This is a genomic window from Pseudomonas sp. BRG-100 (assembly GCF_000737955.1).
GTDB lineage: Bacteria > Pseudomonadota > Gammaproteobacteria > Pseudomonadales > Pseudomonadaceae > Aquipseudomonas > Aquipseudomonas synxantha_A.
Genome location: NZ_JPRX01000001.1, coordinates 281,531 through 295,592 on the forward strand (window position 1 = coordinate 281,531; position 14,062 = coordinate 295,592).

General features: G+C 59.5%; 12 protein-coding genes, 1 tRNA gene and 1 pseudogene. 6 read left to right on the forward strand and 8 right to left on the reverse strand.

All coding sequences use genetic code 11. The annotated features are described in order from the left end of the window. Positions 1-49 precede the first annotated feature (49 nt). Both JH25_RS25525 and pvdQ read right to left on the reverse strand, forming a co-directional pair. Positions 50-123: transfer RNA gene (locus JH25_RS25525), tRNA-Cys, on the reverse strand. Positions 124-337: 214 nt separating this feature from the next. Beyond that, the gene (gene pvdQ, locus JH25_RS25520) at positions 338-2,617 is read right to left on the reverse strand and encodes a bifunctional acylase PvdQ (protein ID WP_032875615.1); all 2,280 of its coding nucleotides are present in this window, start codon (positions 2,615-2,617) and stop codon (positions 338-340) included. 237 nt (positions 2,618-2,854) lie between these two features. On the opposite strand from pvdQ, the gene JH25_RS25515 reads away from it, so the two are divergent. After that, positions 2,855-3,235 carry a fe2+ zn2+ uptake regulation protein gene (locus JH25_RS25515; RefSeq protein ID WP_032875618.1) on the forward strand — a complete coding sequence of 127 codons (381 nt, stop codon included), beginning with the start codon at positions 2,855-2,857 and terminating at the stop codon, positions 3,233-3,235. 15 nt (positions 3,236-3,250) lie between these two features. Here JH25_RS25515 and JH25_RS25510 read toward each other — a convergent pair whose 3' ends face one another. Next, positions 3,251-3,445, reverse strand: coding sequence for a hypothetical protein (locus JH25_RS25510; protein WP_005788056.1), 195 nt, complete (start codon positions 3,443-3,445; stop codon positions 3,251-3,253). A 316-nt stretch (positions 3,446-3,761) separates the two neighbouring features. On the opposite strand from JH25_RS25510, the gene JH25_RS25505 reads away from it, so the two are divergent. Further along, positions 3,762-7,226 carry a membrane-targeted effector domain-containing toxin gene (locus JH25_RS25505; RefSeq protein ID WP_164699484.1) on the forward strand — a complete coding sequence of 1,155 codons (3,465 nt, stop codon included), beginning with the start codon at positions 3,762-3,764 and terminating at the stop codon, positions 7,224-7,226. 47 nt (positions 7,227-7,273) lie between these two features. On the opposite strand, the gene JH25_RS25500 is transcribed toward JH25_RS25505, so the two are convergent. The 5 genes from JH25_RS25500 to JH25_RS25480 are packed head-to-tail and all read right to left on the reverse strand — an operon-like array spanning position 7,274 to position 11,679. Beyond that, positions 7,274-7,978 carry an ABC transporter permease gene (locus JH25_RS25500; RefSeq protein ID WP_164699546.1) on the reverse strand — a complete coding sequence of 235 codons (705 nt, stop codon included), beginning with the start codon at positions 7,976-7,978 and terminating at the stop codon, positions 7,274-7,276. Positions 7,979-8,031: 53 nt separating this feature from the next. Next, positions 8,032-9,231, reverse strand: a complete 1,200-nt coding sequence (locus tag JH25_RS25495; RefSeq protein ID WP_032875622.1) for an ABC transporter substrate-binding protein — start codon at positions 9,229-9,231, stop codon at positions 8,032-8,034. Beyond that, positions 9,218-10,021, reverse strand: a complete 804-nt coding sequence (locus JH25_RS25490; protein ID WP_005788050.1) for an ABC transporter ATP-binding protein — start codon at positions 10,019-10,021, stop codon at positions 9,218-9,220. The genes JH25_RS25495 and JH25_RS25490 overlap by 14 nt, the downstream gene beginning before the upstream one ends. After that, complete coding sequence (locus tag JH25_RS25485; protein WP_032875625.1) at positions 10,018-11,079, reverse strand: acyl-CoA dehydrogenase family protein; 1,062 nt, start codon at positions 11,077-11,079, stop codon at positions 10,018-10,020. Before JH25_RS25485 ends, JH25_RS25490 begins: the two co-directional genes overlap by 4 nt. 39 nt (positions 11,080-11,118) lie before the next feature. Then, complete coding sequence (locus JH25_RS25480; RefSeq protein WP_032875627.1) at positions 11,119-11,679, reverse strand: carboxymuconolactone decarboxylase family protein; 561 nt, start codon at positions 11,677-11,679, stop codon at positions 11,119-11,121. Positions 11,680-11,782: 103 nt separating this feature from the next. Here JH25_RS25480 and JH25_RS25475 point away from each other — a divergent pair, with 103 nt between their 5' ends. From JH25_RS25475 to JH25_RS25460, 4 genes and pseudogenes are all read left to right on the forward strand, one after another. Next, entirely contained in the window at positions 11,783-12,688 is a 906-nt protein-coding gene (locus JH25_RS25475) for an AraC family transcriptional regulator (RefSeq protein ID WP_032875630.1), read from the forward strand. Between the two features lie 39 nt (positions 12,689-12,727). After that, positions 12,728-12,958 (forward strand): annotated as a pseudogene (locus JH25_RS25470) (aldo/keto reductase); the annotation flags it as partial. A gap of 105 nt (positions 12,959-13,063) precedes the next feature. Beyond that, positions 13,064-13,522: an SRPBCC family protein gene (locus JH25_RS25465; protein ID WP_032875636.1), complete on the forward strand. Its 459-nt coding sequence runs from the start codon at positions 13,064-13,066 to the stop codon at positions 13,520-13,522. Positions 13,523-13,604: 82 nt separating this feature from the next. Continuing rightward, complete coding sequence (locus tag JH25_RS25460) at positions 13,605-14,051, forward strand: DUF411 domain-containing protein (RefSeq protein ID WP_032875638.1); 447 nt, start codon at positions 13,605-13,607, stop codon at positions 14,049-14,051. The last annotated feature ends 11 nt before the right edge of the window (positions 14,052-14,062 follow it).

Consider the following 14,062-nt stretch of genomic DNA (forward strand, 5'->3'; position numbering starts at 1 on the left):
ACAGACAATAAAAAACCCCGTAGACGTTAATCTACGGGGTTTTCAAGAGTGGAGGCCGAGGTCGGAATCGAACCGGCGTAGGCGGATTTGCAATCCGCTGCATAACCATTTTGCTACTCGGCCTCAAACGATCAATGCCCTTGTCGCTGACATTCACCGCATACAAACTGGAGTGGGCTATGTGAAGCCTGCCTCTACTCTAACTCATTGAATACATTGAAGTTTTTAATGCTTCATTGCGTTCGATGGGCGCCATTATGTACTCATTTGCCTATGCCTGCAACCCCTTGATTTCAAAAAATATTCTGCTCTGGCATCAAGGGGTTGCGGGTCTGCCCTACTCCTTCACGGTGTGGAGCTGGTACTGCGGATCGGCCTTGATCTGAGCGTCGGTGAACGGCAACGGGCGCAGTTTTTTCTCGGAGAAGGCCTGGGTCTGGTCCTTTGAGTAAGGGGACGCCGGGTTGCTGGATTCGGAGAACGCCAGCACGCCGACTGCGTTGGGGCCGTTGTTATCAAAGGTGACGATTTGCAGGTAGCTGGTGCCGCTGACGACCTCGCGTTTGCCATCTTCGCGGGGCACGGTTTGCATGGCGTTGTAGACACCCAGTTCTTGCGGGCCGCCGTGGATGGGGGTTTGGCCGCTGACCTGGATCTCACCCCAACGGCTCAGGCCGAGTTGGTTGACGTCTGCGCTGGAGGCCAGCATGGCTTCACGCAGCGCGGCGGCCACCGGCGCGCGATCGATGGCGAGGCCGCGGGGCGTGGTCAGGGGGTGGGCCGGGTCGAAGGCGACACGCCAGGCATCGGGAGTTTGCTGCAGGTGCTGCATCAGGTTGATGAAGTGCAGCAGGCCGATGCCGCTGTCGAGGTTGGCGCGCCGATCCCAGGTTTTCAAGCTGGTGCACAGTGGCTGGAGCGCGGCGGCGTCGGTGCCGAGTTGCTTGGCGCAAAAATCGAGCAGGTCCGGCATGACTTGGCCCGCCAGGTACACCTCGTTGTCCATGACCATGTTTTGCAGGTCGCTGACGCTGATCGGCTGTTTGTCCAGGGATTGCAGGCGTTGCAGGGCGAAACGTGCGCGTGGACTCAGGCCGATATTGTCCTGGCTGATCACCGGCGAGAACCCGCTCAGCGGCGCCTCGGGGTTAGCCATCCAGGCAGAGTCGTTGGAGTGCTGTACATAGTCGGTGCGTTGCAGCTGCGGCAACTGCGCCGCCGGGAAGATCCCTGCTTGCGCAGCCTTGGGGTCGATGTCCCAGGCGCACGCACTGCGGCTGCCATCGAGCATGATCATTTGCAGGCCGGCCCGTGGGTCGCTGCATTGCGCCAGTTTGGCGGCGCTGACGTTGGGTACTACCGACAGGTTCATGTACAGGCTCTGCCCCTGATCATCGGCAGCCAGGGTGTTGACCCATGGGATGCCCTGAAGGGAGTGCACCGCAGTTTGCAGCTCAGTGATGCTGCCCGCACGGTTCATGGCATGCCACTGTTGCAGTACGCGGTCGTTGCCCAGGTTCGCGTCGCGCAGGCTGAAGGCGTATTTGTTGTCCCAGTCCAGCTTGCCGGGCCATTGCACCACGGGGCCGAACTGCGAACTGTAGACGGTGTGGGCAACGTCCTTGAGGCTGCCATCGGCCTGTTTGACCTGCACGGTCAGCGTGGTTTTATCCAGGGCAACGGACTTGCCGTCAAGCATATAGCGCGTGGAATCCTTGGGGTCCAGGGTCAGTCGGTACAGGGTGAAATGCTTGGAGGTGTCCACTGTATGCGTCCACGCCACGTGCTGGTTGAAGCCGATATTCACCACGGGTAAACCTGGCAGTGCGGCACCCATTACATCCAGTTGGCCAGGGATGGTCAGGTGCATTTCGTAGAAACGCATGCCACCCACCCATGGGAAATGCGGGTTGGCCAGCAACATCCCACGGCCATTGAAAGAACGATCACGCCCCACCGCGACGGCATTACTGCCCCGGTCGAGGCTGAAGCGTTGCTGATGCGCGGCGGCCTGTGCAAATGCCTGCGCGCCGGGTTGCACACCGGCGATGGCTTGGGGCGGCGTGGCGCCCACCAAGGCTTCGGCGAACTGGCCAACGCCACCTTCTACCAGCAACCGGCGCGTCAGTTTGACCAGATCCTCTTTAACCAGCGGTCGTACCCACGCCGCCTGGCATTGTGCGGGCGCGCCCTGCTCCTTCAAATAGCGGTTATAGCCGGCCACGTAGCCTTCGATACGCTGGCGGATCTGCGGGGTCTGCGCACGCCAGAATGCCTGCACCGCGCCGGGTGTATTGAGCCAGGTAAAGAACACATCGCTGGCAAGGTTGTTGCGTTCCTCCAGGGTTGCCTGCTCGGGGCCGAAATAGCGCGCGCGCTCGCCGTTCACCGTGACCACTTCATTGGCCAGCAGGCACAGGTTGTCCTGGGCATACGCGTAACCGATGCCAAAGCCCAGGCCGCGCTCGTCATTGGCGCGGATATGTGGCACGCCGTAAGTGGTACGGCGAATATCGGCCGACGCCTGAGCCACATGCTCGCGCGCCGAGGCCGCAAAGCTCAGCCCCAGCAACACCCCTGCCACGCAGCCCCTGAATAACCCGTTGGAAATAATCACGCAGACCCCGCAGTCAAATTGAATACCCTCGGTAGATACAACTACCCCACCGTAAGGACGCAATTAACCGGGAAGAATTTAGCCACGAACGGGGCTTATCCAGGCCGGCGACAGTGTGACAAACCTGATACCGACAAATTTTCTACATTCGGCACTTCATGATTTTGCTCTCTCGTTCGTCTTATTGAATAAGAGCACCATCATTTTCCTGATCAGGCTCTGATAAGGAGTTTTTGCATGTACAACCCGCAAGTGCCCACGGATGGACATTCACCGACAGCCGAGGCCAACTATGGCAACGGTTCACAAGGCTTTGGCAAGGCGCCCGAACAGCAGGGCAACCAGCGCATTCGCCATTTGCTCAAGTGTTTCGGTCTGCGCACCAGCCTGATTCGGCTGAAGGTCATCGACGCCCTCCTCAACGCCGCCGACAATCAGCGCACCCTGGGGGTGCGGGGCGTGCACAGCCACTTGCTGGAGCTGGGCATCCCGTTGTCGTTTCTCAGTGTGCGTGAGGTGCTCAAGCGTCTGTGCAGCGAGGGCGTGATCACCCTCAATGCCGATAAAAGCTACAGCCTCCATGAAGAGGCTGCCAAAGTGCTCGAAGGTCGCGCCTGAGTCACGCCGCGCTGATCAGAAGTGCGGCTTGACCTTGCGACGCATGATGCCGTTGATCACCACTACCACCACGGCAATCGCAATGGCCAGGTACTGGAAGGTCTTTTCGCTGATCACGCCAATGTTCTGCAGGTAGGACAGGCCGAACATCGAGGCCAGCACGGCCAGGGCGATCAGAATCGAGTATTTCAAGCGTTGCTTTTGGGTCATGACGAAGTTCCTGAACCTTAAAGAATGTATCCGCTGTGTTTCGCCGCACATACCCGAAAATCGGGACGAACCGGGTCGGCTGCGTCTCATGTTACAGGCGATCAAAAATTTTGGCTTGTTCGGCGCTCACACGGGCCGTCGGTTTTAATCGTTGAGAGGGCAATCTTCTCGCGTCTTGCTGACTTGATTTCTCACACACCACAGGTAGCCATGCGGGAACCGTAAGGCCCAGAGCGCACACGAATCAGTGCGCTCAGGCTACAGGTATGTAGCCTTTTGGAGCGTTGACGTTTCCATGCCTGAAAGGTGAGTGACTGTGAACATTCAACATGCTGCCCCACTTCGTAGTTTGCAATTTTCGCCGCTATCTACCGACCTTCCCCAAACACCGCCAGATGTTGACGCTCAGGTGGGCGATACCACCGCCACCGCTGAGCCAGCGCTGCCGGATGGACGCCAGACACTGAGAAAAAAATTAAGCGACCGCCAGGAGCTGCATAACCTTGCCAAGGCCCTCGATACGGCGCTGGAGAAACTGCCCGAAGACGCAACACCAGAGGCCGTGGCCGCGTATTTCCTGTCCACCCATCTCACGCTTGCGTCCGCCGATGCGTCCCCACGCACCGCCAGCCTCGAATCGCTCATCAAAGCAGCAAGCCCTTACTATCCCAAGACCCGAGTAGAGCTGCAGGAGCTTGCCCAGAACCTCTGCGAGCACGTCCAGAAGCACCCATTGGGCAACTTGAGTGGTGCTCTGGCCTGGACACTGCCATTGAGCATTGAACATCAGCGCACGGCCTACAATGTCATCGCGTCGAATAGCGCGAATCTGCCAGGCTTGCCACTGCCCAAGCCTGGCGTCGGCGCCCTGGACTACCTTGCCAACGCCGTCACCCTGTCTCCACAACTGATGCAAGACCCTGCTGCCGCGCTGGAGAAACTGCTCGACTCACCGCAAGCCGCAGCGCTAGGCGCCGCGGTTCAAGCCAGTGTGGGCGGGATTGCCACAAGCAGCAGCGCCAATGACTATGTGCTGGCGACCATCCATTTGAGCCTCGACCCTGAAGCGCTGGATCAAAAATCCAATCGAAACATAGTGGCCGGCTTTGATTTGGGCGTCGAAATCCACAGGGACTCATCGCCCGCCTCCGTGGTTGAGGCCCTTGCCAATCACCTGAGCAGCACTGGCCGTACTTCCCCTGCTACCGCCGCGCTGGCAGCCCGGTTGCTGCTGATGCGGGTCGCCCCCCAGTTTTTGATCAAAGACATTCCAGCGTCAGTACGTTGCCACAGCCAGGCGTGGGCAAACTTATGTATCGCGGTGGCCGGTATCGAAGCCCACACGCCCGGGAGGACGATGAACATGAACTTCGCCGAAGTGATGTGCGCAGACCCGTCGCAATACCCAGCCAGTGAAGCGGCAAAGAAAAATGCACTGATTGACTGGTGTGTGGCCAACGACGTGATTTACCGCTTCGACGACGCACACTACACCGCGGAGGATTTCGAGTACGCCCGCACAGCTTTCAATGCTCAACATGAAGCGTTGAAAGAGGCGTCCGCTTTGCTCGACAAGCCCTTGCCGAATCGAGAAAGAATGGCACAAGAACGAATCCAGCAGCACTTGGGTGATGACTTTCCTCTGGATGACAAACTCTTTTGTCTGAATTATCACAAGATGGGGCTCAAGGGCCAACGCTTCGGCCCTCTCTACTCGCTGCGCGAGCTCACCATGCAAGGGCTGAAAATCAACACCAACGACTGGGTGATCCGCAATAACACCAAGGGCGTCAACCTGGGTGCCGTCGCTCTTTTCACCCACAGCCCACACTTCAACGTCCCCCAGGAATTTGATAAACAATTCGCCGAAGTAACGACCCATTGTAAAAAAATCCACCATTACACGTGGATGAATGCCATTACCCAGTTGCCTGTCGCAGATCGAGAGATTTTAAACAACGCAAAGCTTAGTTTTTATCAAGAGAACACCTACCGCAGCTCGCCTATTCCGTTTTGGCCAAACAAACTGTTCCACACCAGCCCAAGAGTTTTGATGCAAGCAGAGCTCAAGGGCGAGAAACACGTCTACGAATTCGACCCGGTCACCGCGACTATCAAAAAAGCTTCTTCGGGACGCATCGCAGCGGATGAATACATAGCCAATGAAGTCACCAAGATCGAAGCGCTCCCACTCAGCAAGAACCTGAATAATCTGGGTGTCGAAAAGACCCGAGAAGGCCCCCCTGTCAATACATTCAAAAACCCACGCATCCACGACATCGCCCAGATGATAGTCAACGCGCAGGGCATCGACAGTGACGCCGTCAGGCGGCAAGCAGAAGGTAGGACGTCTACGGAAAGGAACCGTGACACCCTCAATACCATCGGCGAATTTATCCTCGACCTGATTCCGCTGAGAACGGCCATCGTCAATTGGCGTAACGGCAACTATAAAGATGCGGCTGTCGATCTGGCATTTGACGTCTTCGGTTTTCTCACTGCCGGCGTGGGCACCGCGTCAAAACTGCTGAAGGGCGCGCATAAAACCAGCAACGCCATCAGCAAACTGGCGCGCGCCACCCGAATAATCGGCGCCGACGTCTTGAGCGCTTTCAACCCGCTGGGTGGTTTAGGCGATGCAGCGGTGGGCGCCGGCAAGCTGGCTCTGGCAGGTGCCGGCGCAGCCGGTGACGGCATACAGCGTCTGCGAGGCATGGCCAGGGGCAGCGACCTGATCGAGGCAGGCGCGCCCTTCGATGATGTCGCTATCGGCCTGTTCAAGCGTGGTGACAAAAACCTGGAAGCCTCTGCCGTTCTACATGAGGGCAAATGGTACGCCGTGGATGCGGGCACCCGGGAGCCTTACGGCCCGCCTCTCGAGGCGTTCGTTCCGACGCATACTTACATGCCTGTGGCATACGCCCCGAGTCATTCGCAAGCGCATCGATTCGACCCGATAGGTCGACCTACACGTCCCAGGATCAGCAGCAAAGTCACAAGAAAGGAGCTGCCCAAAGGCAGCTATGTAGAAAGCATGAAAGGGAAACTGGAGCCAGGGCACTTCCTGCGCGGTGACGGCAAAGATGAAACCCTGAAAAAATTCATCGAGGAAATGTACGAGACCTATGACGCCCTCAAAGAGGGCGCCCTGCCACCACGCATAGTAGCGCCGCAAATCTCCAAGACCGCGCCCGCAGCCGAAGTGATCACAGAGGCACTGAAAGTTTCCAATGGCATCGTGTTCGGAGAGTCCCATAAAGAGATGGCCAGCTTTAAGTTGCTCTTCGACAACGTTGAGAAATTCAAACAGGAGGGGGTGAAGAAGATCTATTTCGAGGGCGTCATCGACTTACCTTCCAAGGGCATTGTCGATGATGGCATCGGCAACCTTGCCAATCCCGACCTCCCTCGCACCCAACCGACATTTGACGAGCTCAAAGCCAAATTCGAATTGCATGGCATCGAAGTGTTGCCGCTTGATCACTATTATTTAACCCGGCATAAAGACGCAAAACTAGGCCGCACCGAGACAGGGTTCGGCTCCAGGCAACGCCTCGAAGAGTTCAATTACTATGCGTCAGAAGTGATCCAGGCCAACTCCGGAACGGAAAAGTGGCTTGCCTTGGTCGGTCAATCACACATGAATACCACTGAGGGTGTTCCTGGCTTGGCCGAGATGACAGGCAGCATCAGTATCGGGGTCTTCGACAAACCTTCGCCCAACGTACGAAACCCTCTCTCCCCCACAGACTTGCCAGGTGACCTGGTTATTCAGGTTTAACCCTGCCCTGCGCTTCGAGCGACAGTGTGTCGCTCGAATGTGCGTGTTTATCCCCGCTGCACCCAGCGCTGGTGCAGCCCACGTGCCAGCGCATCCAGCGCGAACCCCAACAGCCCGATCACCACCACCATCGCCATCAACTCCGAATACGCCAGGCGATCACGGGTATCGAGGATGTAATAGCCCAGGCCTGCACTGACCCCGAGCATCTCGCACGGCACCAGCACGATCCATAGGATACCGATGGCCAGGCGTACGCCGGTCAGCACATGCCCGACCACACCAGGAATGATGACTCGACGCAACGTCTCCCAGCGCGTGGCGCTCAGGCTCTTGCTCAACTGCAACCACCGCGGGTCGAGTTGACGCACGCCGGCTGCGGTGTTGAGCACGATCGGCCATACCGCGGCAAACGCCAGCAGGAAATAGATCGGCTGGTCGCCTACCCCCATGAGCATCACCACGATAGGCATCCAGGACAACGGCGAAATCATCCGCAGAAACTGGAAGGCCGGCGTGGTCGCCGCTTCCAGTCTGCGCGAACTGCCCACCAGCAGCCCCAGTGGCACCCCCACTAACAGTGCGAGAAACAGCCCGACAAAAATGCGCTTGAGGCTCACGGCGATGTGCAGGTACAGCTCGCTGCGCCCAAGCAATTCCCACAGGCTGCTTGCGGTGGCCGCCAGCGAAAAACGCGCCGACAGGCCATCGGCCTCGCCGAACACTTTCACACCCAGCCACCACAGCAACATCAAACCTGCCAAGCCGCTCAACCCCAGCGACCAGCCCAGGATTCTACCGTTGTTCAAACGCCAATCTCCTCATGCCGCTCATAGCCGTCCGGCAAGCCGAAGGTTTTCATGCCGCCCACCGCTTCGATCGCCTGACGCACAAAGCGATCATCCACCAGGTCCTTGGCGACAAACGCCGGATCGAGGTCAGCGAGGAATTTCTTGTCGCCTTCGATCAGAGTGTCCTTCAAGCGCCGCACCAGTTCCTCGGTATAGCTCGGAAATGGATAAGGCTGGAAATCGATGCGGTGCTCGTCCCAATTGGCATGCTGGATCGCCCCGTCCGCCAAATAGGCGGCGCGGTCGCTGGCAGCCGGGGCCAGGACTTTGCTCAACACCGGCTCGGCGTGTGGCGTGTAACGGTTCGGGCCATCCTTGGACAAGAGTTTCACCGCCTCTTCGCGGTTGTCGCGGGTCCACACCTGGGCCTTGACGATGGCGTTCACCACCTTCTGCGACCACTCCGGGCGGTTGGTCAGGTCGTGCTCGTGCATGAACACCACGCAGCACGCGTGGTTGCGCCATACATCACCGGTAAAGCGCTGCACGCGGCCGACCTTGAGGTTCTCGGCCAGCGCGTTGAACGGCTCGGCGACGATATAGCCGTCGATGCGCTTGCTGGCCAGTGCGGGCGGCATGTCCGACGGCGGTAATACGATCAGGTTGACTTCATTGGCGGCAATCGAACTGCCGGTCGCACGCGTCACCGGCGTGAGGCCGTTGTCGCGGAACAGTTGCTGCACCACCACGTTATGGATCGAGTACCAGAACGGAATCGCCACCGACTTGCCGCCCAGTTGCTTCACGTCGGTTATGCCTGGCGATACGGTCAGGCCCGAGCCGCCCACATGGTTCCAGGCCACGACTTTGGCCGGCACCTTGCTGCCGTAGCGCGCCCACACGGTCATCGGTGACAGCAGATGAATCACGTTGACCTGCCCTGAGATGAACGCCTCGATCACCTGAGCCCAACTGCGCAACAGCACCGGACGTTCGGCCTTGATGCCTTCGGCTTCGAACAGGCCGTTGTTGTGGGCAACCAGCAACGGCGTAGCGTCGGTGATCGGCAGATAACCGATACGCACCGGCGCGTCGGGCTCATTGGCGGCGCGCGCCTGCAGGCTGCTCAACAGCGGCAAGGCGCCGGCGGCACTGAGCACCGCCGAGAGTTTGAGAAAGTCACGGCGCGAGTGGGTCAGGTCATCCAGACACATGGCTAAGCTCCTGTTGTTCAAGGGGGTTGGGTTGAGGGCGGCTCGCCTGCCGTAAGGTTTTCAGAATATCGATACGCAGCGCGCCGATGGCCTCGACCTGTTCGTCCCGAGGTTGCGGCAAGTCGATATGCCATTCACCCAACGTCCGCGCCGGGCGGTTACCCAGTAGCAGGATGCGGTCGGACAGCAGTAGCGCTTCGTCAATGTCATGGGTGATCAATACCGCCGCCGAACCTTGCTCACGGTTGACCTTGAGCAGCAGGTGCTGCATGTCGGCGCGGGTCACTTCGTCCAGCGCGCCGAAGGGCTCATCCAGCAGCAGCACTTGAGGCTGGCGGGCCAGGCAGCGGGCCAGCGCGGTGCGCTGGGCCATGCCGCCGGACAGTTGCGCCGGGAACTGCTGGCGCGCATGTTCCAGGCCTACCGCCGCGATGGCGTGGTCGACACGACGGCGGCGCTCTTCAACACTCAGGTGCGGCTGGCGGGCGAAGTCCAGGCCGAAGGCGACGTTTTTTTCCAGGTTCAACCAGGGCAACAGGCTGGGGTCTTGAAAGGCCACCGCCACCCGTGGGTGCGGACCGCTCAAGGGTTCGCCCAGCACGTGCACACGACCGGCCTGGGGTAGCTGCAAGCCGGCAAGCACACGCAGCAGGCTGGATTTGCCCACGCCGCTGGGCCCCAGGATCGACACCACTTCGCCCGCCTGCAACTGCAAGTCAAACCCTTGCAGTACCGGGCCGCTGGCATACCCCAGGCAAATCCCCTGGGCCGTCATGACCGCCTGGCTCATAGGTTGGCCTGGCGCTGCAACTCAGTGCGCAGTTGCACCAGGCTGGGCGTCACAATCGGCACAAATGCCGACTCGCGCCAGCGCCGCGCAAAGCCACTACCGTGGGCGGTGAGGTAGGCTTTGCCGCCACTGGCCTGCAGTTCAAGCTGCACGGCGCTGGCGGCGGTTTCTGCCAGGGCAATGCGCAGCTTGAACAAGGGGATCGGCTCGGCAGCAAAACGCCCAGCCAGCAACCCGCTCTTGAGCTCGCTGACCAGATGGTCCAGCGTCGCCCGCAAGGCTTCCAGCTCTTCGCGCAACACCGTACGGCTGGCCCCCAGATGATTGGCCACCTCGGCCAGGGAGCGGCGGGCCAGGCCAATCGACATGCCGCACTGCAAACCAAGGAACGCCGGGCGCACTGCCGGCAGGAACTTGCGCGCGTCCTCGTGCAGCAACCAGTCACGGCTCAGCTCCACGCCTTCCAGGCCAAGGGCAGCGGTGTTGCTCGATTGCAACCCAAGCAGCTCCAGATCGCGGGAGCGCTGCAAGCCCGCCACTGAATCCGGGATCGCCAGGATAAACGGCGTACCACCGCCCGCATGTTCGATAGCAGCTGCGGCGACAAAACCATTCTTGCGCAGGTTGGTCACCCAATGCAGACGACCGTTGAGCGTCCAGCCATGCTCGTTGGGCTCGGCGCTGATCTGCAACGACTCGATACCCGATATGAACTTCATCGCATTCGACAGCCCGGTGGCTCCGGCCAACTTGCCGCTGAGCAGGTCCGGCATCAGGTGTTCGCGCAGGCGCTGATTGGGGCTCTGCAACAAGTACTCGATAAACGAGCGCTGGCCCCAGCACACAAATGCCGCCGCCAGGGAATGGCTGGCCACATTGGCGATGGCCTCGACCGCACCCGCCACATCACCGCCCAGCCCGCCCAGTTGGGTGGGCACACCGATTTTCAGAATATTGGCTTCTGCCAGGCGTGGCAGCACTTCCTGTGGATCGCAACTGCCCACGTCCAGGGCCTGCGCTTGAACATCGAGCCAACGGCTCAAGATTGGGTCAAGCATTCATGTCTCTCCTTTTACAGCAGGTGGACCAACGCCGATTCAGCTTGCCGGTTTTTCCCAGCGGTACTGCGCCAGTTCCGGGTTCAGCGGGGTACGGGCAAACACGTTAGCGAAATTGCACAGGGTTGCCAGGCTTACGCCCAGGATGACCTCCAGCGCGTGGCCCTTGGTATAGCCGGCCGCGAGAAACGCCTCAAAGCCGGCATCGCTGACATCACCCCGAGTGGCGATCACTTCACGGGTAAAGGCGGCGAGTGTCTCATAGCGAGTGTCAGGCAGCTCACCCAGCCGGCGCAGGGCCTCGATCACGTTCTCGGGCAGCTTGGCCTTGTTGCGCGCAACGGCGGTGTGGCCGGCGACACAGAAATCGCACCCGTGGGTAGTAGCAGCAATCAACTGCACCACTTCGCGGTCGGCCAGGCTCAGTTCGGCCTTGGCATTCAAGCCGGAGACAGTGATATAGGTTTCCAGCGCCGCCGGTGCATTGGCCAACACCGCCAGCAGATTAGGAATGAAACCCGAGGCCTTCTGCGCATTTTCCAGGAAAGGTTTCGCCGCTTCCGGGGCGGTGTCAGGGGTGAGCAACGGTACACGGGACATGGAGTGGTCTCCTGTTGGGTTCGAGTGCGCCAGTCTGTTGGTTCTAAAAAAATCGCTCAATAGGCTAAAGTAGCGATTACTTGCTCTTGAGTCTTTCCATTAGATGAATTCGTCCAGCACTCTTGTCGATTGGTTATTAGATAGCCTTGAACTCAATACCAATTTGTTTCACGTCGGCCGCTACTGCGGTGACTGGCACGCCAGCACGCACAGCCTGGCCCAGGCAAGCTTCCATTTGATCGTGCAGGGCGATTGCTGGCTGCATATCGACGGTGATCCAACGTCCCGGCACCTGAACAATGGTGACGCCGTGTTTCTACTGCGTGACCTGGCCTATCGGTTGTCCGGGGAAAGTATCGCGGCAAGCGCCCAAGAGTGCCCTCGCCGGCCGATGCTGCCCCTCGATAGCAGTGCCATGGATGGCGTGGGCCTGGTTTGCGGCTTCTTCCATTTCCAATCCGGCTTGTCGGCGATGATTGTCGACAGCCTGCCCGCCTGGATCATCCTGCGTGCCGGTGATCCATCGTTGACCGCTGCGCGCAATCTGTTCGAATTGATCCTGCAGGAGTGCGAGCGCCTACCCGCGCCCTCCTCGGCCTTGCTCGAACGTCTCTGCCACTTGTTGTTTTTATATGTACTGCGCCAGCAAGTCATCGACAACACCGAGCTGGGCGGCCTGGCAGCGCTGGGCCGGCAACCGGCATTTGCCGGCCTGCTGGAGCAGCTGATTGCGCGCCCGGCCGAGCCCTGGAGCCTGGAAAGCATGGCGGCGTGCACGGGGTTATCCCGTTCGGCGTTTTTCAAGCGTTTCAGGGAGTTATGCGGGCAGTCGCCGGGGCAGGTATTGCTGGTGATACGTATGCGCCATGCCTGTGGGCTGCTCAAGGCGGACCAGACCGTGGCCGAGGTCTCGCTGGCAGCCGGGTATCAGTCGGTGGCCGCATTTACCCGGGCCTTTCATAAAGTCACCGGGCAGCAACCTGGCGCCTATCGCAGGGCACAAGCCTAACCTTGTAAACCCGTGCCGGGCCGAGCACGCAAGTGCACCAACCAATCCGTGACGGCCGAGCAACTGGCACTGGCCTGGGTATTGGCCCAAGGTGACTACATCATCCCAATCCCCGGGACCAAGCGGCGTACCTACTTGCAAGAGAATGTCGCGGCGGTATCGATCACCCTCAGCAAGGACGAACTGGCTGGGCTGGATGCAATCTTCCCGGCCGATGCAACCGCCGGTTTGCGCTACCCCAAGGAAGTGATGGCCCTGTTGGATATCTAATTTTCAGCGTGCTGATCAACGGCCTGAATACTCCCGTGCGAAGCGCGGGAGCCAGACTATTCTGACAGCTCCCAGTGTAAAAACCCGCCACACAGGAGGTGTGTCATGCACGCGACTGAGCAGCCGATCCGCTTGGAGCAGATCAGTCAGGAACGCTTCATCCAGGCCCCAATCGAAATTGTCTACGACTATGTTACCCAGCCCGACCGCTGGCACGAATGGCACCCCACCTCCCTCAGCGCCGACACCGGCACCCGCGGCTCATTACCGGTCGGCTCGCGCTTTACTGAAGACATCGACCTGCTGGGCATTCGCGTATCCATGAGCTACCGCGTGCAAATTGCCCGCTGCCCCGATGAGTTCAGGACCGTGTTCACCTCACTGGCGGTGGACGGTTGTATCCATTATTTTTTGCAAGCCCATCAGGGTGGCACTCGGTTCAAGCGCGTATTGACGTATGAAACCGAACTGCAACTCGCTACCTTGCACAAACGCATGATCAAACTCTCCGCCATTGCCCTGGACCAGCTCAAGCAGCGGTTGGAAAGCCCAGGCTTCGTATAATTTAGAAACATTACCAGCGCGTCTCAGTGTAAAAAGCAGGGAGAATGCGCGGTTTATTGCTGCGCTTTCAGTGAGACCCCTGATGAAAAACCCATTGCGACTGGCCTTGCTCTGCACCCTGCTTGCCACCCCCCTGGCCCAGGCCGCCGAGCTGATTCCCATCGATGTACACCGCGATGCCAATTGCGGTTGCTGCAAAAAATGGATCAGCCATCTGGAAAACAACGGTTTCAAGGTCAACGACCACGTTGAAGCAGACATGAGCGCGGTCAAGCAACGCCTGGGCGTCGCCCCGCGCCTCGGTTCGTGCCATACCGCTGTGATCGACGGCAAGTTCGTCGAAGGCCATGTACCCGCCGAGCAGGTGTTGGCCTTGCGCCAGCGTCATGACCTGCTGGGTCTTGCCGCACCGGGCATGCCTTTGGGCTCGCCGGGTATGGAAGTGGAAGGGCGTAGCGAGGCGTATCAAGTCATCGGTCTGACCCGTGAAGGCAAGGATGTGGTGGTGGCCGACTACCCGGCCCACTGACCGGTGCTGAC